General features: G+C 32.1%; 27 protein-coding genes. 26 read left to right on the top strand and 1 reads right to left on the bottom strand.

Annotated elements, in window-relative coordinates; all coding sequences use genetic code 11:
- Positions 1–116 precede the first annotated feature (116 nt).
- Complete coding sequence (locus ACLII3_RS09120; protein WP_412983925.1) at positions 117–746, bottom strand: TetR/AcrR family transcriptional regulator; 630 nt, start codon at positions 744–746, stop codon at positions 117–119.
- A 54-nt stretch (positions 747–800) separates the two neighbouring features.
- Between ACLII3_RS09120 and ACLII3_RS09115 the strand changes: the two genes are divergently transcribed.
- From ACLII3_RS09115 to ACLII3_RS08990, 26 genes are all read left to right on the top strand, one after another.
- A complete protein-coding gene (locus ACLII3_RS09115; RefSeq protein ID WP_412983924.1) occupies positions 801–1,658 on the top strand; it encodes an alpha/beta fold hydrolase in 858 nt (285 codons plus the stop codon).
- A 141-nt stretch (positions 1,659–1,799) separates the two neighbouring features.
- Positions 1,800–2,321 carry a hypothetical protein gene (locus ACLII3_RS09110; protein ID WP_412983923.1) on the top strand — a complete coding sequence of 174 codons (522 nt, stop codon included), beginning with the start codon at positions 1,800–1,802 and terminating at the stop codon, positions 2,319–2,321.
- A gap of 196 nt (positions 2,322–2,517) precedes the next feature.
- A complete protein-coding gene (locus ACLII3_RS09105; protein WP_412983922.1) occupies positions 2,518–3,105 on the top strand; it encodes a hypothetical protein in 588 nt (195 codons plus the stop codon).
- A 153-nt stretch (positions 3,106–3,258) separates the two neighbouring features.
- Positions 3,259–4,182 (top strand): hypothetical protein, encoded by a 924-nt coding sequence (locus ACLII3_RS09100; RefSeq protein WP_412983921.1) that lies wholly within the window; start codon positions 3,259–3,261, stop codon positions 4,180–4,182.
- A gap of 125 nt (positions 4,183–4,307) precedes the next feature.
- Entirely contained in the window at positions 4,308–4,859 is a 552-nt protein-coding gene (locus tag ACLII3_RS09095; RefSeq protein WP_412983920.1) for a hypothetical protein, read from the top strand.
- Positions 4,860–5,029: 170 nt separating this feature from the next.
- Positions 5,030–5,218 carry a hypothetical protein gene (locus ACLII3_RS09090; protein WP_412983919.1) on the top strand — a complete coding sequence of 63 codons (189 nt, stop codon included), beginning with the start codon at positions 5,030–5,032 and terminating at the stop codon, positions 5,216–5,218.
- A 71-nt stretch (positions 5,219–5,289) separates the two neighbouring features.
- Positions 5,290–5,493, top strand: coding sequence for a hypothetical protein (locus tag ACLII3_RS09085; protein WP_412983918.1), 204 nt, complete (start codon positions 5,290–5,292; stop codon positions 5,491–5,493).
- Between the two features lie 149 nt (positions 5,494–5,642).
- A complete protein-coding gene (locus ACLII3_RS09080) occupies positions 5,643–6,404 on the top strand; it encodes a hypothetical protein (RefSeq protein WP_412983917.1) in 762 nt (253 codons plus the stop codon).
- A gap of 155 nt (positions 6,405–6,559) precedes the next feature.
- On the top strand, positions 6,560–7,087 hold the full coding sequence (locus ACLII3_RS09075) for a hypothetical protein (RefSeq protein WP_412983916.1): 528 nt from the start codon (positions 6,560–6,562) through the stop codon (positions 7,085–7,087).
- Between the two features lie 587 nt (positions 7,088–7,674).
- On the top strand, positions 7,675–8,319 hold the full coding sequence (locus tag ACLII3_RS09070; protein ID WP_412983915.1) for a hypothetical protein: 645 nt from the start codon (positions 7,675–7,677) through the stop codon (positions 8,317–8,319).
- Positions 8,320–8,467: 148 nt separating this feature from the next.
- On the top strand, positions 8,468–9,061 hold the full coding sequence (locus tag ACLII3_RS09065) for a Crp/Fnr family transcriptional regulator (protein WP_412983914.1): 594 nt from the start codon (positions 8,468–8,470) through the stop codon (positions 9,059–9,061).
- Between the two features lie 53 nt (positions 9,062–9,114).
- The gene (locus ACLII3_RS09060; RefSeq protein WP_412983913.1) at positions 9,115–9,756 is read left to right on the top strand and encodes a hypothetical protein; all 642 of its coding nucleotides are present in this window, start codon (positions 9,115–9,117) and stop codon (positions 9,754–9,756) included.
- A gap of 22 nt (positions 9,757–9,778) precedes the next feature.
- Positions 9,779–10,231, top strand: coding sequence for a DoxX family protein (locus tag ACLII3_RS09055; protein ID WP_412983912.1), 453 nt, complete (start codon positions 9,779–9,781; stop codon positions 10,229–10,231).
- A gap of 4 nt (positions 10,232–10,235) precedes the next feature.
- Positions 10,236–10,778, top strand: coding sequence for an NADPH-dependent FMN reductase (locus ACLII3_RS09050; RefSeq protein ID WP_412983911.1), 543 nt, complete (start codon positions 10,236–10,238; stop codon positions 10,776–10,778).
- A gap of 54 nt (positions 10,779–10,832) precedes the next feature.
- A complete protein-coding gene (locus tag ACLII3_RS09045; RefSeq protein ID WP_412983910.1) occupies positions 10,833–11,327 on the top strand; it encodes a DUF1772 domain-containing protein in 495 nt (164 codons plus the stop codon).
- An 84-nt stretch (positions 11,328–11,411) separates the two neighbouring features.
- The gene (locus ACLII3_RS09040) at positions 11,412–12,248 is read left to right on the top strand and encodes an NmrA family NAD(P)-binding protein (RefSeq protein ID WP_412983909.1); all 837 of its coding nucleotides are present in this window, start codon (positions 11,412–11,414) and stop codon (positions 12,246–12,248) included.
- A 254-nt stretch (positions 12,249–12,502) separates the two neighbouring features.
- Positions 12,503–14,248 carry a helix-turn-helix domain-containing protein gene (locus ACLII3_RS09035; protein ID WP_412983908.1) on the top strand — a complete coding sequence of 582 codons (1,746 nt, stop codon included), beginning with the start codon at positions 12,503–12,505 and terminating at the stop codon, positions 14,246–14,248.
- 174 nt (positions 14,249–14,422) lie between these two features.
- The gene (locus ACLII3_RS09030; RefSeq protein WP_412983907.1) at positions 14,423–15,688 is read left to right on the top strand and encodes a serine hydrolase domain-containing protein; all 1,266 of its coding nucleotides are present in this window, start codon (positions 14,423–14,425) and stop codon (positions 15,686–15,688) included.
- 19 nt (positions 15,689–15,707) lie between these two features.
- The gene (locus tag ACLII3_RS09025; protein WP_412983906.1) at positions 15,708–16,580 is read left to right on the top strand and encodes an SDR family oxidoreductase; all 873 of its coding nucleotides are present in this window, start codon (positions 15,708–15,710) and stop codon (positions 16,578–16,580) included.
- Positions 16,581–16,588: 8 nt separating this feature from the next.
- Positions 16,589–16,936: a DUF983 domain-containing protein gene (locus ACLII3_RS09020; RefSeq protein WP_412983905.1), complete on the top strand. Its 348-nt coding sequence runs from the start codon at positions 16,589–16,591 to the stop codon at positions 16,934–16,936.
- Positions 16,937–17,032: 96 nt separating this feature from the next.
- A complete protein-coding gene (locus ACLII3_RS09015) occupies positions 17,033–17,947 on the top strand; it encodes an NAD(P)-dependent alcohol dehydrogenase (RefSeq protein WP_412983904.1) in 915 nt (304 codons plus the stop codon).
- Positions 17,948–17,957: 10 nt separating this feature from the next.
- On the top strand, positions 17,958–18,536 hold the full coding sequence (locus ACLII3_RS09010; RefSeq protein ID WP_412983903.1) for an NAD(P)H-dependent oxidoreductase: 579 nt from the start codon (positions 17,958–17,960) through the stop codon (positions 18,534–18,536).
- Between the two features lie 22 nt (positions 18,537–18,558).
- Positions 18,559–18,969 carry a cupin domain-containing protein gene (locus ACLII3_RS09005; protein WP_412983902.1) on the top strand — a complete coding sequence of 137 codons (411 nt, stop codon included), beginning with the start codon at positions 18,559–18,561 and terminating at the stop codon, positions 18,967–18,969.
- Between the two features lie 67 nt (positions 18,970–19,036).
- Positions 19,037–19,993, top strand: a complete 957-nt coding sequence (locus ACLII3_RS09000; protein WP_412983901.1) for an NAD(P)H-dependent oxidoreductase — start codon at positions 19,037–19,039, stop codon at positions 19,991–19,993.
- Between the two features lie 2 nt (positions 19,994–19,995).
- On the top strand, positions 19,996–20,715 hold the full coding sequence (locus ACLII3_RS08995) for a GNAT family N-acetyltransferase (protein ID WP_412983900.1): 720 nt from the start codon (positions 19,996–19,998) through the stop codon (positions 20,713–20,715).
- A 24-nt stretch (positions 20,716–20,739) separates the two neighbouring features.
- Entirely contained in the window at positions 20,740–22,173 is a 1,434-nt protein-coding gene (locus tag ACLII3_RS08990; RefSeq protein WP_412983899.1) for an amidohydrolase family protein, read from the top strand.
- The last annotated feature ends 109 nt before the right edge of the window (positions 22,174–22,282 follow it).

The following is a 22,282-nucleotide window of genomic DNA, read 5'->3' as shown; positions in this document are numbered from 1 at the left end:
TAGCTAAATCTGTGCCAAATTTAATTTGTATCGCTTATTAAATAACGCTATTTTTAGTCGGAAAAGTATGCTGCTACTTACACGCTACTTTTCATATACAAAACCGTTGTAACACATTACCCAAAAAACTTCGGGAATAAATTTTGAAACTCCTTTTTTCCTTTTGAAGTCAGAAACGGGAATAACATACTTAAGTATATATTTACATGGTAATCAATATTAGCTGTATTTAACCTATTTGAATATAGACTACTAGAATATAGCCAAGTATTACCATAATTAATCATTCTTTCAGCTAGAAAATTATATTCAAATTCAAAGGATGAATCTTTCATTAATTTTTTTTCTTTCATTATTTTAAATAGTAAAAAACAGCCGTTAATTCTTTTTTTATAAACCTCTTGGAAATGCTCTTGCACTTTAGCATTTATAGTAAGAAGATTATATAGGTCAGTCCAAAAAAAAGAATAGTCAAACATCCTTTTCATACTTCTTTCAATATCATTTTTTACTTGTTCAATCGAAATTTCAATATTATTTAACATATTAACTCTTTCATCAAACTCAGAAGCCATTTCAAAATACAAAGCGTGAAAAATATCCTCTCGTTTTTTGTAATGGTAATTTAAGTTTCCTGAACTAATATTTAGTTTAGAAGCAATCATTCTTATAGTTACTTGGCTATAACCTTTTTCATTAAAAAGAGTTCTTGCAGCTTCTAAAATCAATTTTTTCTTTCTATTCATTAGTAAACTTGTCCTAAATTGTTATTTTTAGTAAATTTGTCCTAAAAATACGAAATGCAATCATTATACAAATCAGAATTAGGAAAAAAAGAGATTATAAATCTTTATGAGAAAAAATTAACGGATTTAAATATAGACTTTAAATACAAGCTCATTGAAACTAATTTTGGAAACACCAACATTATTATAGTTGGAGATTCAACAAAGCCACCCATATTATTAATTCACGGTTCAAATGGTTGCGCTCCAATTTCGCTGGAAACTTATCCGAATCTTCACAAAAAATTTCAAGTATTTGCCATAGATGTTCTTGCACAACCAAATAAAAGTGCAGAAAATAGATTGAGCATGAAAGACAATAGTTATGGTTTATGGATAAACGAACTAATAAATAAACTTGAATTGAAAAATGTAACTATGGCTGGTTTTTCTTTCGGTGGATTAATTATTCTTAAAACTTTGGTTCAGAATGAAAGTAATATCAAAGAGGTGTTTTTATCTGCCCCTGCATTTATAATCAATGGTAACCCATTGATTACGCTGTTTAAGGTATTTATTCCTATGAAACGATATATGAGAAATCAAAAGACTAAATATCTTGAAAAATTCTTGCAATCTCTCTTTTCTGAAAAAGATGAATTTGCCCAAAATTATTTATCAAAGGTTTTTTTGTATTTCAATATGGACTTTACACCTGTTCCAATAATAAAAAAAGCAGAAGCCAAATTGATAACAACTCCAATAAGTTTATTTGCTGCAAAGAAAGATATTATGTTTCCTGGAAAAAAAATGATAAAGCGTGCTAACAAAATTTTTCCGTCCTTAAAAGAAGTTTTATTGTTAGAAAATTCAAAACACGTCCAAAACAGAATTGATAATAATATCATTGAAAAAATAATCTTAAGAAAATAACATGTTACAACAAGGTATAAAAATAATAGCGGTTTTATGCTAAGTTCTAAGTTAGTATCTTTGTTCTGAGATTAGAGTTAATTTAAAAGGTTACAGCTTTGAAATCCGCTACTATTCTTATACTAGACCGTTGTAGCACATATGAAACTAACCGCAGAAAACATAAAAAACCATTATCTGATATTGATAATTAAGCTCTCAATATTGAGCTTATTTATTTTCTCATTGGTTCGTGGAAAAATAGAAACCTCGGTCTATTGGAACTTTGTAGCGGAAACTGGAAACGGATTTGAAAACTATATGAATGTTCTAAAAGAAACATCTTTTTTTAGACCAGCAATAATCTTATTAGTTCCGCTCATCGGAATTTTTATAAACAAAAAAATTGGTTGGATTTTAATTCAATCCTATTTCTATTTTTTGATTACGAATCTGACTTTTTCTGCGACATATATTGACTTAACTGATAATACTCTGATTTTATTAAATATTACCGGATTCTTACTCTTGCTTCTGATTATCATACTTATGAATAAAAAGAAAATTAGTAATCTGATTTATGGAATCGAAAAAACACAATTGATAAGTAAAAATGTTATTGCTTCTATTATTGGAATGTCAATAACAATAGTTTTAGCGTTGATTAAAGTAGATGGAATTTAAAAAAATACGTGCTACAACAATGTATAACCGCAATTACGGCGGATTCGACTACGTCCGAATCCACGCGGAATTGCTAAAGACAGGGCTTAACCGAAAAACAGTAACTTAAAACCCGCAACTGACGGTTATACGAGACCGTTGTGTGTAATTTGACGCAACCTTTTCCGAATATTTGCATCTATAAAGAAACTGAACTATGATAAAAAAAATATTATTGGGAATATTTATCTTAATTGGATTAATATCCTGTACGAATGACGATGATAACAACAACTTCCAAGAAGAGGCTATTTGTGATTCATCCAACACATCTTTCAATCAACTTTATAACGATTTGTCTGCTTCAACTTCAATTCAAGATGAAATTACAATGGATTTGGAAACTCACTCTTACGATTTTGAAGTTTTAGAAAGTAAAACTATTTGCCAAATTGGATACCAAAGCTTACAAAACTTTAACTCAACACCATACTTAATTGAGATTTTCGATAACACATCAAGTACGTTATTATATAGTGATAGTCATATTTTTTCATCGTCTGATACGGAATATGTTTCTATTACACCTATTCAGGTTGAAGTTGGACATTTGTATACGATTAAAAGAATACAAACTAATTGGAATGGCAATATTTCAAATACAATTGGAAGACTTATAAGTGGTAACTTAAGTTTTCCTAATACTTACGGTGAACTAACTATTACTAGCTCATCATTCTATGGAACAGGAGGTCCATTAGATGATTGGGGAATTCCTTATATTGACATTGTTTTTCAAAATTAAAAACTACACACAACACCGTGTATAATTAATTGCTAGGTTCTTCCCTACTTGCGAATATTCCTGCGGAATATTCACGGGTTCGTAAAAGTTTACTAATTTAGTTGCTTAACCACGCAACTAACCATACACAATCACGTTGTGGTGCATACCTGAATGAAGAGCATTTTAATAATATTAGGAGTTTTAATTGGAATAATCGGACTGATTTTTCTCGCTCTCGTTATTGCTTCATATCGAAGACGACCGAAATTTAATAACAAAGGATTTACAAACTTGGAAAAGCAACTTCTTGCCGAACTTTATGAACTGTTCGATTCGGAAATCCAAACTAAACTGAAAACTCAAATTCAATACTTTGAACCAAAAAGGAAATGGAGACAGTATTGGGAGAAAAGCATGTCTGTTGAACTTTATGGAGATAATGAAAATCCTCTTTCTGACAACTTCAGATATAAAAGAAAAGATGAAAGTAAACTGGCTACAATTCGATTTAACGCAAATAATGAAAAATTCAATATAGAATTCAATAATTATGACGGACGAATTTGGGGCTGGAAAATTAGACCAAACCCAAAGTCAATTATGAAAGTAGCAACAATTAATGTTACAAGTAAAAAAGTAAATAACGACCCAAATAGTTTTGCTCAAATCACTTTCAAAAAAGAAAAACTTAAATCGATTCCTAAATTTGATGGACTACTTGAAGAGTTAAATAATATTCAATCTATAAATCAAGTATTTAAACCAATTGGCTCTGAAGTTTTAGAGAATTACATAAAAATAATTGACTCAAAGCTACCAATAGAATATCTCGATATTATTAAACAATCCGAGGGCGTTGATTTCGGAGATTGTTGCATACTTGGAATATCTGAAATACGCTCAACAGGACTTGACGATGGAAATTACTTCCATTTGGCGGAATTTGATGATGGAGTAATTGCTGTAAAAGAGGAAGATAGAAGAGGAACAATATTTTACTGTCACTATTCAGGACTTTTAGACAATTTGGGAACTGATTTTGAGAAAATAATATTGGAAAGAATAAAAAGTACGACACCACAACACCGTGTATAATTAATTGCTTTGGCAAGTACTTATTTGGAAAATTCCTTCGGAATTTTCTCGCGTTCGTTTTTGTTTACTAAATTAGTTGCTTAAACACGCAACTAACCATACACAATCACGTTAGCAACAAGCGAATGAAACAAACTTTGAAACTAATAATAATCATATTTTTGACTTTTACAACATCGTGTAAATCTCAAAATAAATTGACTGAATTTCCGATTCAGGACTTTGAATTTGAGTCAATTTTCGGAAATAAAAAAGGAGAAAATAAAGATGATGTTTATTGTTTACTTGGTCAAGGTTTCTTTAGAACACCACGTTCTGAAAATTCTGCTGAATTATTAAAGAATTGGTTAACTGAACATCCGAACGCAAAACTAATTCCTATTTCTGCTCTCAATTCGGAATCAAAAATCACATACTGCTGGATTGTTAACGGAACTGAAAATCTGAATATTTATCTGGTAAAAAATGGTTGCTATCCTGGAGGAACTATGCAACGCCCGAGAACTTGGAAAGAAATGAGCCGAAAGGAAAAGAAAATATATCGTGGAATGGAAAAACCTGACGTGGAAGTTTTCATAAACGATAGTGAATATGATAAATTCATTGAGGAACTTAAAGAAGCGGAACTATATGCACAGGAAAATGAACTCGGAATTTGGAAAGAAAAGAAAGAATAAAGCCAGTTGCTAACACCGTGTATAGCTCATTGCGGCTGAATTCCTAATCGGAATTCATTGCAATTTGCTATCTTTCGGTTACGACGGAAAGAATCCTGCGGATTTTTCCGCAACGAAGCCATACACAAAACCGTTGCCATTCATTGAAAATTGCACTCAAAAAGAATTTTATGAACGAATTAAAATTACACTCTTCTGGTAGAACTGACCATCTTCAATCTCTAAAAGAGAGATATGAAATTTTAAAAAATAAAATTAATTGTAAAAAGTTAAATGAAACAGAAAAGAGTGCGGTATTAGATAAGTTGAAAAAATCCTTTGAAAAGAGAAAAAAGGAATCTGAAAATAACCTTTACTAAATCGGAATTGAATAACAGGATGTGAAATAAATTGCTCACTCAATTATGTATAAAAATAAACTCAAAAAATTATGAATACACAAACTAAATCAATAATAAAAGGAGGCTTCTTTGGAGCAATAGTTTATGCTGGAATTATGGCTGGATTTGACTATTTTGACGGAGAAGGTTTTAGAATATGGAGATTTATATTCAATGCTTTATTTTTTGGAATTTTTATTTCGCTTATGATTAGATATAATCTAAAACAACAAGAGAAAAAGGAAAAAAACTGAATAAAACAACGAAATGGCAACAACGTGTATAATTCATTGCTTCTGATTTTCCTTCGGAAAATCCTCGCGCTGAATTAATGCCATTGTTTATTAATTAAATAAGAAACTGAAATACGCAACAAATCATACACCAACCGTTAGCTATAATTATGAAAATAAAATTTATCCTGATTTCAGTTTTACTAACGCTCAATCTTTGTTCGTGTCAAAATAAAGAGACAAAAGCAGGAATCGATATTAGAGAATCAGGATTTCCCGATATTGGAAAGGAATGGACAGATGCGGACTTACAGAAAGCATTTGAGGTTCTGCAAGGACTAAAAAAATTGGACACTTTTTCATTGCCGCGGTTAGAGGATGAAAAAACTTCGGACATTTTCCAAAAAATAATGAGTTCAATCCCAAAAGTGAACCCTCAAGACACACTAAATTTATTTGTCCAATTTGACAACTACGGCAAACTAATTAAGGTCTTACCTAACTTGCTAGGACTTTATGGAGGCCCATCAGAAAGTGAACAAAAATTTTACAGCAATGAAGCTGTTGAAATTTTAAAAAGAGTTCTCATCGATGCAACAAATAGCTCCCAACTATTATTCGAGCATTATCTCAACGGAAAAGAGGAATCTCAAGAAGCTGTAGACAGGGCAAAAAAACATAATGGCGGAGCAGTCAAAATGTTTAGTGGCTCTTTGAATATGATTGACCCATCTAATAAATATCGTTTAGAGGACAAATTGGAAATTGCGAATACGGTTTCAGATAATCTTAAGAAAATTTGGAAGTATTTAGAAGTTGAGAATAGGACCGAATTAATGGACAAAGTGACCTTCTTTTCTAGGGAAAGCGATTCACCCGAAATCCGAGAAGTACTATCTAAATTAGCGACTAACTTATCAAAAAGTAAATAACTATAGCTAACATGGGCTATAATTCAGCTTTCCTTTTGAACAAATTGAAAACACTTAACTTTAAACCAGCTTGATTTCTAACTTGAAAAATCCTGTCGGATTTCCCAAGCCGAAATCATAGCCTAACCGTTGGCAACAAGCTGAAAAAATCCCGAATGAATCAAAATCTGGAACAAATATTTGAATTAGAAACTGCCGAAAAGTATAACGAGGCTTATTCTGAATATCAAAAACTGATTTCTGAAAACAAAGCGGATTTTGAAACGTGGAAATATTATTTCTTCTTTTTGTGGTCTATGCTTGAAGATGTTAATGGACAGTTTAAGAAAAATATTGATTTACGAACTGAATTGGAATCTGAATTAAAAAACGGATTGAATAAATACTCGAAATTGGCTGAATTTAATTTTATTGCTGGTTATGCAATTTCAATTTTCCCATACGAATTTGGAGATTATGAAGAACTGGAAATAAAAGGGAAAGAAATGCTAAAAAAAGCGTTTGAAATGGAACAATCTAATCCGATTTACAAAATGGTTTATTTAGGTTCAAAAGGTCTGAATGACAAGAATCAAAGTTTATATAAAAAGGCTTGTGCTGAATCGAAACTGATTTTAAAAACAAAATATAGCGGAAAAGGATTATTGAACGAATATTATAATCAAGTGTTTAATCGTGAATGAAAAAAGCCAGTTGCCAACAACGTGTATAATTAATTGCTTTGGCAAGTGCTTATTTGGAAAATTCCTTCGGAATTTTCTCTGGCACGTTTTTGTTTGCTAAATTAGTTGCTTAAACACGCAACTAACCATACACAAGACCGTTACAAACCATTCCAGTGGAATGAAAAAAATCGCTCCTACCCTTTTCGAGAAAAAATGGCTGCTTAACAATAACTGAAAGCGAAGCTTTCGATTTTTCGGCTCCTAATCAAATATGCTTTTCAAAAAATTGAACTCAAAATTTTCGGAATTTTAGCAAGTTTGCGCAATCGGAACTTTACTCTGACGCAAGTAAAACGCAACAACGGAATTGAGCAATATGGCGCAGTAAAACGCTCATAGGAATTGAATAACGGAACGTGAATATGCGAATGAAAATGATAAAAAACGGTTTGTAACAAAGGCTATAATCCATAGCGAGGTTTGGTGTTGTAACTAAAAGTTTGTGTATTTTTACTCGGCTGGATTCCTACTTCGGAAAATTCCTGTGGAATTTTTCTCGCAACGGAATCATAGCCTAACCGTTAGGTGCAATACTAAAAACAGCGATGAAAAGAAAAATACTTTTTCTAACTTTAATAATATCCTATTCAAGTTTTTCGCAAAGCCTTTGGAAAAAAGGGGCTGACTTAAGAAAGCAGAACGGAATTAAGGAGACAACAATTTATCTTCTTAATCCTAAAGATGAAAATGATAAAAGAATTTGGGATTGGAATTCGTATGATAAAGAAGGAAGATTAATTGAAAGTAAAAGATTTTTGAAAAGCGGAGAATTAGAATCTCATTACAAATTTGAACATCCTAACAACAAAACTCGAATTTTAATATATTTAGATAAGCGTGGAAAAGAAATAAAAAGAGTTGATCAGAAGTATGATTTATCAGGAGAAAAAGAAACTCTTAATGAATATAGCAAAAGTGGAATCTTCCGATATGAATACGATAAAAACGGAAATAAAACCAAAGTTTGGAACATTAAAAAGAAACCAGCAGTACTACAAACAGAAGTATTCCTCAACGAGAATAATTTAAGGTATAAAGAAAGGTTGTTAATTACAAGAAAATTTGGTTCAGCATACATGACTCGAATCTATGAGAGAGATAAATCAGGAAACATTCTAAAAATCATCTCTGAATTAGATGGCGAAATAGATAGCATTGAAATTCATGAACATAAAAAGTACAGCACCTAACAACGTGTATAATTAATTACTTCTGAATTTCCTTCTCGGAAATTCCTTGGAATTAATTAACTTGTGTACTCGTCGGAAAATGACTCTCGTCCTTTTCCGTAACTTAATCATACACGAACACGTTGGCAATAATTAATGAAAACCTAATTTGCTATATAAAGAATCACATATCTTAATCCTAAATAATGTATCTAGATTCATTGATTTAACCGAATTAGAAAAGCAGAAATACATTTCATTACTAACGGAGATTAATATAAAGCGGAAGGCATTTTTAATGCAAGCTGGTGATATAACATCTTACGAGTATTTTATCACTAAAGGTTGCTTAAAGGTCTATACGCTTGATGATGACGGCGCACCACACATTTCTATGTTTGCTGTAGAAGATTATTGGACAGGTGATATGGCGAGTTTTATGACTAAGGAGCCAACACGCTATTTTATAAAAGCTACCGAAGATTCTGAACTATTAGGAATTTCTAGAGCTAATTACGAATTGTTATTTCAAGAGATACCGAAGTTTGAGCGCTTCTATCGTATGTTATATCAAAAATCCTTAATTAGCTATATACGACGCTCAAATCACGGCATTTCATTAACCGCAGAGGAACGCTATATTGAGTTCAAAACGAAATATCCGAATATTGTTAACAGAATTACTCAGAAAGATTTGGCGGGTTATATTGGCATCACGCCCGAATTTATGAGCAAGATTATCACAAAAGTCAACAGAAGGTAAAAGTCTTAAACTAGTTCATTTTTTTTCATGTGTTCCTATCGGAATTTTGAAGCATGAAAAGAATAACACTCATCAGTTCACTTTTAATCATTGGGTTTTTAAATCCTTTACAGGCACAATTTACTCAGGTAGAATTGTTCTCAGGATTTGATAAAACAGACTTCACAGTATTCTCAAGTTATTCTATTACTAAAAGTCAGACGCTGAGTCTAAATACTCTGGCTTTCTTTCAAAAGTTTAAACAAGAAAACGAAGCGTTTGATGAGGTTGGTGTACAACCTACTTTATTCTGGAATATTACCAAAAATATTGCCATTGGTCCATCTATATATTATAACAGCTTTGCTGGCTTTTCAGAACGACTATCCGCAAAATACGCATTCAAAAATTCAAGATTATTGTTGGTTTTAATACCGACAGTGGCTTACTCAGAGCAAATTAATACGAGCTATGTAGAAGCCTTTCTTCAAATTCAATACAACAAACCTATAAATGACCATATTTCAATCTGGTTAAATGGTCAGTACTTAACCATTTGGGACCAGTTTAAAACACATTCAAGAAGCTATCAGCAATGGCGTGTAGGAGTGTCTTTTGATGATGTTCAGGTTGGCATTGGTTTGGATATGGACCAATACGGCTTAAAGCCTATAAACAAAACTTCTTTCGGATTGTATTATCGATTAACTATATAAACAATTTTAAATCTTAAACATTATGAAAAATTTAGTAACACAACTTTTAAAAACCAATCCAAATGTTGGAATGAGTATTGCACGCTTAACGCTTGGATTAGTGATACTTCCACATGGCGCACAAAAACTATTAGGACTCTTTGGTGGCTATGGCTATTCTGGAACGATGGATTTTCTGACCACACAAATGGGTTTACCAAGTATTGTGGCCTTCTCAGTAATTATGATTGAGTTTTTCGGCTCTATTTCATTAGTACTAGGATTCTTCTCTAGGTTTTGGACCATAGCACTTGTAGGCATGTTTGCAGGCATTATTATCACCACACAACTTGAGCATGGCTTTTTTATGAACTGGTTTGGTAACCAAGCAGGTGAAGGCTACGAATATTCACTTTTAGTTATAGGACTTGCCCTAAGCGTTGCGGTTAACGGCAGTGGAAGATGGTCAATAGATGGTTTAATCTCAAAACAATAGAACAATGAAAAAAATAATCACAATTGCAGGAAGTAACAGTCAGAATTCAATCAACAGAAAGTTGTTATCCTACACTTCTGGTTTGTTGGAAAATGTAGAACAAATTTATATCGACTTAAACGATTATGTGCTGCCTATTTACGGAGTTGATTTTGAAGAAGAAAATGGCATTCCAACAGCTGTTAAAAGACTCAATGAAGTATTTGACATCGCTGATGGATTTATAATAGCATTAGCTGAGCATAATGGAACGTATACCGCAGTATTCAAAAACACCTTAGACTGGTTATCTCGTGTGAACATAAAAGTATGGAGAGATAAACCTACACTTTTAATGGCAACCTCACCTGGTGGTCGCGGTGGAGCCACTGTATTAGAGACTGCAGTAAACTATTTTCCTTTTTTAGGAGCTAATGTAGTAGTAGATTTTTCACTACCTAGTTTTTTTGACAATTTTTCAGAGGATGGTATTTCAAATTTAGACCTAAAGGAAGCGCTAATTCAAAAGGTTCAACTTTTCGAACAAATCATAAGTCCTTTGGAATAAATGATTGGTTCATAACCACTTTAGCTTTGTACCAACATTTAAAAACAATTAAAAATGGAAATTAAAATAAGACTCATCATATTAATGCTAAGCATACTGTTTACAGGACTCTCATCAGGTTTATGTTTTACCTGGTCCAATGCCATTACGCCTGGAATAGGTAGGCTAGACGACTTAGGGTTTTTACAAGCCTTTCAAGCTATGAATCGTTCGATTCTCAATGCTAGTTTTCTAATTGTTTTTTTGAGCCCTGTGCTACTGTTATTTGTAAATGCCATTTTACATCGTAATGCAAATCCAGCCACGTTTAAGTCATTTTTAATAGCAGCCATTTTATACTTCGTTGGCATAGGTATTATTACGGTTTTTAAAAATGTTCCGCTCAATGAGATGTTGGACAAGACGGTATTGGAAAATTTATCAGCAATAGAGCTTAAAGATTTGAGAGCAAAGTTTGAACAACCATGGAACCGTTGGCATATTCAGCGCACCATAACATCGTTTACATCTTTTACACTCTTGCTAGTTGGACTCATATATTCCAAATAGAACATTATAAATAGCAATCAAAAAACGAACAAAAAGGCTTCAGATTTCTGAAGTGAAGTATAAATCAAATAAAAAAATAAAATTATGAACAGGAACATTTTAGTTATCGGTGGAACAGGAAAAACAGGTCGCCGAGTCGTAGAACAATTAAAAAACAAAGGTATTGAACCAAGAATAGGCTCAAGAAACGCATCACCAAGTTTTGATTGGGATGACAAAGATACTTGGGTAAATGGTCTAGAAGGTATTGAAAAAATGTACGTTACTTATTATCCAGATTTGGCGGTTCCAGGTGCCAAAGAAGCGATACAAGAATTAACCCAATTGGCTAAAGTTTCAGGAGTCAAAAAAATGGTTTTGCTTTCTGGAAAAGGTGAGACCGAAGCTGAGGCCTGCGAAAAAATAGTTATGGATTCTGGTATAGATTATACCATTGTAAGAGCCTCTTGGTTTAACCAAAATTGGAGCGAAAGTTTCTTTTTAGACCCAATATTGTCGGGAGAAGTAGCATTACCATTATCGGACGTTTTAATTCCATTTGTAGATGCTAATGATATTGCAGAAGTAGCAGCAACGGTATTATTAGATGATTCTTATAATGGTGAAATTATTGAGGTAACAGGTCCAGAATTAATCACTTTTAAGGATATTGTCAATATCATTTCAAAGACTAGCAACAGAAGATTAAATTTCTACGACATTACATTAGAACAGTATATTGAGGGCATGAAGCAAATGCAAATACCTAATGATGTTGTGTGGTTAATTGAGTATTTATTCAGCCATGTTCTGACCAATCCAAATAACCAACTGGTTGTTAATGATATTGAACGAGTTTTAGGAAGAAAAGCGAAAACATTTCTAGAATATGCACAAGAAACTGCTAAAACTGGGATTTGGAGTCAAGTTGAAGTCCAATAACTATTGCCAACAACGTGTATAAGTAATAGCGACTTGAATAAAAATTCAAATCGCTATTCGTTTTTATTTTGTAATTTACTTTCCGAAAAGTAACGCATATAAACTCGCTACTAATCATACACGAACACGTTGTACGCAAGCTTGAAGCAATAATGAATCTGAAAGACTAGAATTATCTATTTTTACAAATAGTAATTTATTTTCCATTGAATAAAATTAACAATCATATTATAGACCTCAATAAATCAATTGTCGTGTTACCATTCAAAAATATGAGTGGTGATAATAGCTATGATTACTTTTCTGATGGTATTACCGAAGAAATTATCAATGCGCTTTCAAAAGTTGAAGGGCTTAAAGTAACTGCAAGAACATCTTCATTTGCGTTTAAAAATAAGCCTACGGACATTCGAATCATAGGTAATGAGTTAGGTGTCACAAATGCGGTTGAAGGCAGTATTAGAATTGCAAAAGATAGGATTCGTATATCAACGCAATTGACACGTACTGATAACGGATTTCTCTTATGGTCCGAAAAGTTCGACAGGCAATTAGACGATGTGTTTGCACTACAAGATGAAATAAGTCTGTTAATTGCAGATAAAATAAGAGAGAACTTTGGACACATTGAAATTGACGAATCCCTATCAACTATTCATACTCAAAACTTAAAAGCCTATCAATGGTATCTCAAAGGGAGACATTATCAATTAACCTGGAATTTGGTTAATATGGAGAAAGCCATTGACTATTATAAAAAAAGTGCGAGTATCGATAACAATTATGCAGACCCATTAGTGGCTATTGGTTGGTGCTATGCTATAATTGCCAGTTGGAGGCATATAGATAGAGTTGATGGTCTTAAAAAAGCAAATGAATATCTCGAAAAAGGCTACCAGCTAAATTCAGATTCATATATGGGACACTTCGCAAAAGCAACCATAAGTTTTTGGGGTAACTGGCAATTCAAAAAGGGGTATCAAGAACTAATACAATGTTTAGAAGTCAATCCGTATTTTGGAGAGGCCAATGAAGCCTTGGCAGAATTATTTACAGCAAATGGTCTTTTTGATGAAGCTTTAAAAGAGACAGACCATATACTTAAAATAAATCCACTATCACCAAATCATTACTATACAAGAGGTAATATATTTTATCTACAAGGTGATTTTAACACAGCAATAAAATGCTTCGAAAGTTCTTTAAAGATTGATAACACTTTTGATTTAAGCAGACATCTAAAATTAGCCTGCCTATTATTCAAAAAGAATAAAAAAGAAGCCATAACATTCGCAAAGACGTTTTTAAGTGATAAGTTTTTAGTTATAATTGAAGAGTTATATAATGCCATTAATAACAAGCAGACTATTGAATATAACGAGCTACTCTTGACCGATGCAGAAAACTTGATGGTCTTTTGGGATTTATATTACTTAATACATTGTAATAAAATAGAAGAAGCTCTTAACCGTTTAGAACTCTTGGTAGACGAAAGAATCGGACAGGTAATCAACTTTCAGTTCGACCCATTTTTAGAACCATTAAGGCAAACGAATAGATATAAACAATTAATAGAAAGTGTTTCAGCAAGCGAAGAAATTAAGAACCTAATAGTCCCGCAATCAACATATACATCAGCATTAACATTCTCTGATACTGAATCCTCAAAGTTAAAAGCACAATTAGACCAGCTTTTAATTATGTCCAAACAATATTTAAATCCTGAAATATCGTTACGAATTTTAGCAAAAGAGTTAGACATCAACCCAAATAAACTATCAAAGTTCATTAATGATAATCTAAAAACCAATTTTAATGAGCTTATTAATACCCATCGTTTAGGCCACTTTAAGAAAATTGCACTAAAACCACAAAACAAGCACCTTACCTTATTAGGTTTAGCCTACGATAGTGGTTTCAACTCAAAGACAGTTTTCAACACCTATTTCAAAAAGGTAGAAGGACAAACCCCAAAGCAGTGGTTAAAATCACAACTATAATTAGTTAGAACACCAATCTTATTTTGATTTTCTTCTATTTAGAATATAATAAGTTCTAAATCTCACTTCTTATGTTCTGAATTTCATTTCAGAACGACTGCTCTTGCATTTCGCAACACCTTTGTCACATCAAAATTTATTAATCAGCTCATTAAGGGCAAAAAACGAACAGTTATGTTACACAAAACAAAAACCACAATCAAAAGTGCTTTATTCATTCTATTAGCAACATTTACAATAGCTTGCTCAAACGATGATGATGCGGTTTCAGAAATTCCTTCACCGTCAGAAATTCAAACACAAGAAGACCTAACATCATATTTGCAACAAGTTTTAGACGCTAAAGAAGTAGCTGGGTTTGCTGTTAATCTTGTACAAAATAATAGCGTTACCTATAGTAATTCGTTCGGGTTAAAAAATATAGAACAAGACGGATTATTTGCTAATCAGACCGTAATAAATATTGCCTCATTAAGTAAAACCTATGTAGCGGCGGCTACTGTAAAAGCTATTGAGCAAGGCTATTTTACTTTAAATACACCTATTAATGAAATACTTCCGGTAGATGTAGTTAATCTCAAAAATCCTGAAGCGATAATTACAGTAAAACATTTAGTTACCCATACTTCGGGTATCATTGATGACCCAAACACTTACATTACAACAAATTATTTTGTCTTGCCAAATCAAGATATGACCACATCTGGGGCTAATATTTTGGTAAATCAATTAGGACTTTCAATTACTAACCCAGTACCATTAGAAGATTATTTAGCAGAATATTTTGTTGAGGATGGAGAACTCTATGGTGAAGCTAACTTCATCAATACTATACCAGGAAGTACGTGGTCGTATTCAAATGTTGCAACATCATTAATGGGCTATGTTATAGAATCTGCAACTGAAATTGACTTTGCAAATTATGTTAAATCTAACATTATAGAACCACTACAAATGAATAACACAACATTCAATGTTTTAGAAGTGGACTTTGCTCAAACTGCAGTACCTTATTTAGATAGGAATACACCCTTACCTTTTTATGGTAATCACGGATACCCAGAAGGTAGTGTACATACTACGAATAATGACTTAAGTAATTATTTGTTGGATATGGTAAAGGGTATAAATGGACAGTCTAATACACTTTTTCCAAATGAATATTACCAATTACTATTTACAGAACAATTAGAGGATAATATTACACCTGATTTCTTTGCAGACAATCACGGAATATACTGGTACAAGAAAAATAATAATTGGTCTCACGGTGGAAATAGTTTGGGAGTTTCAAGTCATATGCAAATAGAGACAGACGGCTCTTATGGATTCTCAATCATTGCAAATATGGATGCAACATTCTCTGATAATTCACCAAAATGGGAAGAAGTACTTCAATTAGTGACTCAAGGTATTCAAGAGTACGTACAAAACAATTAATCAACTAATACCATTTAAAATGATACTTAATAATAACAAAGCAATACTTCTTGCAGGCGCAACAGGCTATCTCGGTGGCTATATAGCGAGTGCGATGAACGATAGAGGTCTAAAAGGAGTACTAATAGCACGTAGTCCAGAAAAACTACAACATCTTGAATCATCAAGGTTACAAATTGTAAAAGCGGAGGTTACAAACACTAATACATTAAAAGGTATTCTAAATAATGTTGACACCGTAATTTCTACTGTGGGCATAACACGTCAAAAGGATGGATTAACCTATATGGATGTGGATTACAGAGCAAATCTTAATCTGCTTAATGAAGCGAAAGAAGCTGGTGTTAGAAAATTTATATATATATCAGCAATAAATGGTAATAAGCACAGAAATCTAAAAATTCTGGAGGCGAAGGAAGCCTTTGTAGATAAATTAAAGACATCAGGTTTAGAGTACACCGTAATACGCCCTAATGGTTTCTTTTCTGATATGAAAGACTTTTTAGAAATGGCTAAAAAAGGAAAGATATACCTCTTTGGTAATGGCGAACAATTATTAAATCCAATTCACGGTGAAGACCTTGCTAAATTGTGTTTGGATTTGGTGGATGATGATGTAAAAGAAATCTCTGTTGGTGGTCCTGACATTCTAACACATAATGAGATAGCAGAATTAGCATTTAGCGCGCAAGGTAAAGTGCCGTCAATTTTGCACTTACCAGACTGGATAAGAAGGCTAACGCTGTGGACTGTGCGAAAATTTACTTCAATTAGTACTTATGGTCCTTTAGAGTTCTTTTTAACACTTATGGCAGATGATAATGTAGCGATGCGCTATGGGAAAAATAAACTTCAAGATTTCTATTTAATAGAAGCTCGAAATTCTAAATAATTAATGTGATGATACATAAAATTTTAAACCATAAATGTCCCAAATGTAATGAAGGACATTTCTACAGTAAAAGGAATATCTACTTTAATTTTTTCTCAAATAAAATGAATAAAGAGTGTAAGAAATGCGGATATAAATTTGAGAGAGAACCAGGTTTTTTCTTTGGTGCAATGTATGTGAGTTATGCTCTCGGTATAGCTGAAGCAGTGGGAGTATTCATTTTAGGTAGATTATTTTTTGAGTCGGTTTACGATATGAGAATAATCTTTTGGATAGGATTAACACTATTACTCTTATCTGCTTTTAATATAAGAATTTCCAGAATAATATGGATTTACCTAATGCGAAAAATATAGGCGATAAAAGAAGTTCGGAAAAGTAATTCAGAACGATTTGCAACGCTACACAAAAGACATTTGTAGAGTAAAATTTTAAAAGTAAAACCAAGAGTTATGAAAGCGGTAGTATATAAAACATATGGCAGCCCAGAAGTACTTCAATTAAAAGATGTACCTAAACCTATAGTCAGGCCAAATGAAGTTTTAGTAAAAGTAATAGCTACTTCTGTTACTGCTGGTGATGTGCGTCTTCGAGCGTCAAACTTTCCACCATTAGTTTGGTTACCTGCAAGAATAATTTTTGGATTATTTAGACCTAAAAAACAAATATTGGGCCACGAGTTTTCAGGAATTATTGTTGATGCTGGACTAAAAGTTTCAAAATTTAAAATAGGGGATGCTGTATTTGGTACTACATCAATGCTTAAAACGGGTGCATATGCCGAATTTATAGCATTACCCGAATTTTGGAAACAAGGAGCATTAGCACTTAAACCAACTAACGTAGGTTTTAAACAGGCAGCTGTCCTTCCAATAGGCGCAATGACAGCATTGTATTTACTAAAAAAGGCAGAAACTTATAAGGGCAAAAGAGTTTTAATATATGGAGCTTCTGGAAGCGTTGGTAGTTATGCTGTCCAAATTGCAAAATTTTTAGGTGCAGAAGTTACAGGAGTATGTAGTAGTCGAAATATAGAAATGGTAACCACACTTGGTGCAGATGCAGTCATTGATTATACAAATGAAGATTTTACAAAAACAGACAAAGCATTTGATATTGTTTTTGATACCGTTGGTAAAATAAGTAAAGCAGAGGCAAAAACTGTCCTTTTCAAAGGCGGTAAATATGTAACAACCAAAATGCTCACTAAAGAAGGTAAAGCGTCTTTAGAAGAAGTAAAAAGAATGGTTGAAAATCAGGCAATCCGCCCATTTATAGATAAAAATTACCCTTTAGAAGATATTCAAAAAGCACACGCTTATGTTGATACAAGTAGAAAGCGTGGAAATATTTCAATAATAATTTAAAACTACAAAAATGAAAAATATACTAATAATCAATGGTCATCCAGACAAAGAAAGTTTCAACTGGGCCTTGTCAGAAAGTTATACTAAAGGCGCAATTATGGCAGGTGCTAAAGTAGAAACGATAAACTTAATAGATTTAAAGTTTGACCCTAACTTAAAATACGGGTATCGCATTCCGTATCCTTTAGAACCAGATTTAGAAGAGTCTATTGCTAAAATTAAGGTTGCAGACCATATCGTTTGGTTTTTCCCGATGTGGTGGTATGGTACACCAGCATTATTAAAAGGATTTATAGATAGAACATTCTTACCAGGTGTAACATTCAAATATCAAAAAGGAAAAGTATTTCCAAATAAATTACTAAAAGGAAAAACTTCAAGAATGGTTATAACATCAGATACAGTAAGCTGGTATCATAGCTTGGTTATGAAGAAACCAGTTATTAATCATATGAAAAAAGGGGTATTAGAGTTTTGCGGTATTAAGCCCGTAAAAACTACCTATTTGGCCCCTGTCAAAAGCTCTTCTTTGGAGCAACGTAAAAAATGGCTCTATAAAATCGGAGAACTTGGAGAGCAATTAAAATGAAGTTTAACATAAATCAAACAACATGAACAAAACAGTTAAAAAATCAAGAATAGAACCTGTTCACATTACAGGAGGTAAGTGGTTAAAGAATACGAAATTGCCTAAAGGAGTTCAAGAAGGGTTTCCATATGGATTAGATTTTGTAGTGATTCGTTATAGTACGGAAAATATTGGGGAGGGTCCTAATCTACATGTACATCCATATGACGAGATATTTCATATTCTAGAAGGACGTGCCGAATTTACAGTTGGAGATTCAAAATTTGTGGCTGAAAAAGGGGATTTAGTTATTGGACCTGCAAACATACCTCATTCGTATAAAAATCTAGGTCCAGGCAAATTAGATTCCGTAGACTTTCATTTAAGCAATGAATGGATACAATACGATATGCCAATAGATGGAGAAAAATTAAGTGCGCTAGAGTTAAGATAACCCCTAAATTCTTCTAGTAGCTTAAGCTGTCTATAATTTAAAAACAATACTTAAAACAAGAATAATCATGAAAAACATTTTAGCATTCTCTGGAAGTAATAATCCAGATTCGATTAACGAGAAATTAGTACAATCTGTAATTAGCAAGTATCCTGAATATGATATTCGATTTATAGATTTAAAGAAATTTGATGCACCTATTTACTCTCAAGAAATACAGTCAAATGCCATACCTGATAGTATTTTAGAACTGTATAAGATTTTTCAGGAGAGTGAAGGATTTATAATAGCATCACCAGAACATAATGGTTTACCATCAGCTTTTTTGAAAAATACGATAGATTGGCTATCGGTAATCACTCAAAAATTCTTTGATAACAAACCTGTACTATTGTTAAGTACATCACCTGGTGCAACAGGCGCAAGAACACATTTAGGTCTATTAGCTAAATTAGTTCCTTTATGGGGTGGAAAATTAAAAGCAACGTATTCTTTAGGTAGTTTTGAAAGTAACTTTGATGTAAACACTAAAAGAATTACAAATGATATAGAGTTTAAAAAACTTGATAAAGCATTTAACGTTTTTATTAGTAACGATACAAAAGCAATGAAAACTAATAAAGAAGTTGTAGAATCTTATTTCAATGCGTTTACAAGTGGCAATTTAGATGAAGTACTTACTGTTTTTCATCCAAACACCTATATAGTAAGTGTTAAAGAAGAAGAACGTTCTACCGAGCAATTACACGGTATATACCGCACACGCGAAGAAGCAAAACAGTTTTTGAAAAATATCGTATCACTTTTTGAAACTAAAGAGTTTACTGTAGATACTGTAGTTGAAGCTGAAGGAAACTTGGTTATAGCCAAAGGTAAGTTTTCACACCTTGTAAAAAGTTCAGGAAAGTTATTTAATAGTAACTGGGTACAATTATGTGTAATCGAAGATGAGATGATTAAAGAATATCGATTCTACGAAGATTCTGCTGCATTAATTGAGGCATCATCTATTCAATTAGTATAATTATGGAATCAAGACCAATAGAACATCAATTTGAGTTTTGGGCAAATTTAGGTAAGGTAGGTGGTTATATCCATCAATATGATGGATATACCACACTCTTGCCAAAACGAGGTAGTTGGCCTTCAAAAACATTTAATATTCAGAACAACAGTATTACCAAACTGAAAACAGAAATTTTGAAAAATAACATACCCAATGCTATTGCTTTAGATGCAGATGATATAATCAATCAAGTACTAATTGAAAATCACTTTAATATGACATCTGTAGTAGAAGGTATGTCAGTTAAAGTATCGTCTAATATGGTTTTTAAAGAGAGCGCTAATATTATAAGAGTAGAAGATGAGAATGGAATTGATAAATTTTCAAGCATTGCTTCAAACGCTTTTAGTTATAACATTCACCCTACAGTTTTAGTTCATTTATTAGAAGATACAAATACCCAATTATTTATAGGGCAGCACAAAGCACAATTTGTAAGTTGCGGCATACTATACTTGGATAAAAACGGAGATTCAGGTTTACATATGATTGGAGCTAAAAAGCAAATGAGAGGTTTAGGTATTGGTAAGGAAATGACGGAACATCTGTTAGCAAATGCACTTAAAAATCATAGTAAAGAAATTCATTTAGTAGCCTCTAAATTCGGCGCACCCATATACCGAAAATATGGTTTTACAAACAGAGGCTATTTAAATTCTTTTAAATTAAAATCAATTTAGTATAATATCTAATCCATAGTAATTATGAAAACAATAAAACGTCTATTAAAAATTATTTTAACTCTCTTGATATTAATTGTATTAGTGTTGGTAGTAACAATATGGATAGATTCTTACAAAACAAATTATTTAAAGATTAATAAAAATTCAATTGATTCTAAAGACACTTATTTAATCACTAATATCAATGTAATACCAATGCATAAAGACACCATTTTAAAAAATAATATGGTGCTAATTAAGGATGGTATTATAAATAGAATAGCAGATACTATTCAAATTGATAATGTGGAAATTATAGATGGTCAAAATAAATTTTTAACACCCGGTTTAATCGATATGCACGTACACATCTGGGATAGGTACGAACTGGGACTTTATTTATCAAATGGTGTTACTGCAGTTAGAAATTTATGGGGTATGCCAATGCATTTAAGAATAAAAAAAGATGCCAATAACGGTAAAATATATGCACCAATAATAATAACCACTGGTCCAAAATTAACAGGTCCAGAGTTTATAGGAGATGATAATTTAAATCTGTTAAACCCTGAAGAGGCAAAAGAAAAAATAATTTCATACAAAGAACGAGGTTATGATTTAATTAAAACCTATTATGGATTAGATAAAGAAATATTTGATGCTGTAATTGAACAAGCAAATAAGAGTGATATAGATATTGTAGCGCATCCATCGCAAAAAGTACCCTTTTCATATCACTTAAACCCACAAATAAAATCTATTGAACACGCTGAAGAAATTGTACAGCAAGCATTAAAGTTTGATTTAGATACTTTAAAACTAAAAACTATAATTGATACGATTTCACAATCAAAGCATACAAGTTATAGTCCAACATTAATTGTGTTTAAAAACATTCACAATATGATGTTAAACGATTCTATTTTAGAGTCAGAACCTGTAATGTATATGAATCCACTTATTAAAAAAGTCGATAGTGAAATGCAATTTGAAAGGTGGTATGATACAAAAAATAACGATTCATTAGCAATTAATAGGATTGAAGAACAGCATAAATTTCATTTAAAAATAGTAGAATCACTTCATAAAGCTGATGTTAATATAATTTGTGGTACAGATGCAGGAATAGGTGTTACAGTACCTGGGTTTTCAATTCATAATGAATTGCAACTTTATAAAGAAGCTGGACTTTCCAATTACGAAGTTTTAAGAACAGCTACAGTTAATCCAAGTAAAACACATTCGTATTTTGAATCATTAGGCACAATTGAAGAAGGAAAAGTGGCTAATCTATTAGTTTTAGACATAAATCCATTAGAGGATTTATCTGCACTTTCTAAACCATCGACAATATTTATAAAAGGAAAAAAATTGAACCGAGATAAACTTAACTCATTCAATTTAAGAGCAAAAAACAGAAAGAATTTAATAGTATCTGCAATAAGATATGTGGGAAATTTAATAATTGAAAAGTAAATCATTAATCTATTTTGTTATTTATTAATAATAATTAAGTCTTTTAGTAAGCAGGTAATAAGGTTTTTGACAGTTGTTTCATTTTGTTCTATAAAGTATATTCACAAAT

The organism is Pontimicrobium sp. IMCC45349, from assembly GCF_047219225.1.
Classification (GTDB): domain Bacteria; phylum Bacteroidota; class Bacteroidia; order Flavobacteriales; family Flavobacteriaceae; genus IMCC45349.
The sequence above is the reverse complement of the archived record's forward strand: the minus strand, read 5'-3'. Positions and strand labels throughout refer to the sequence as shown.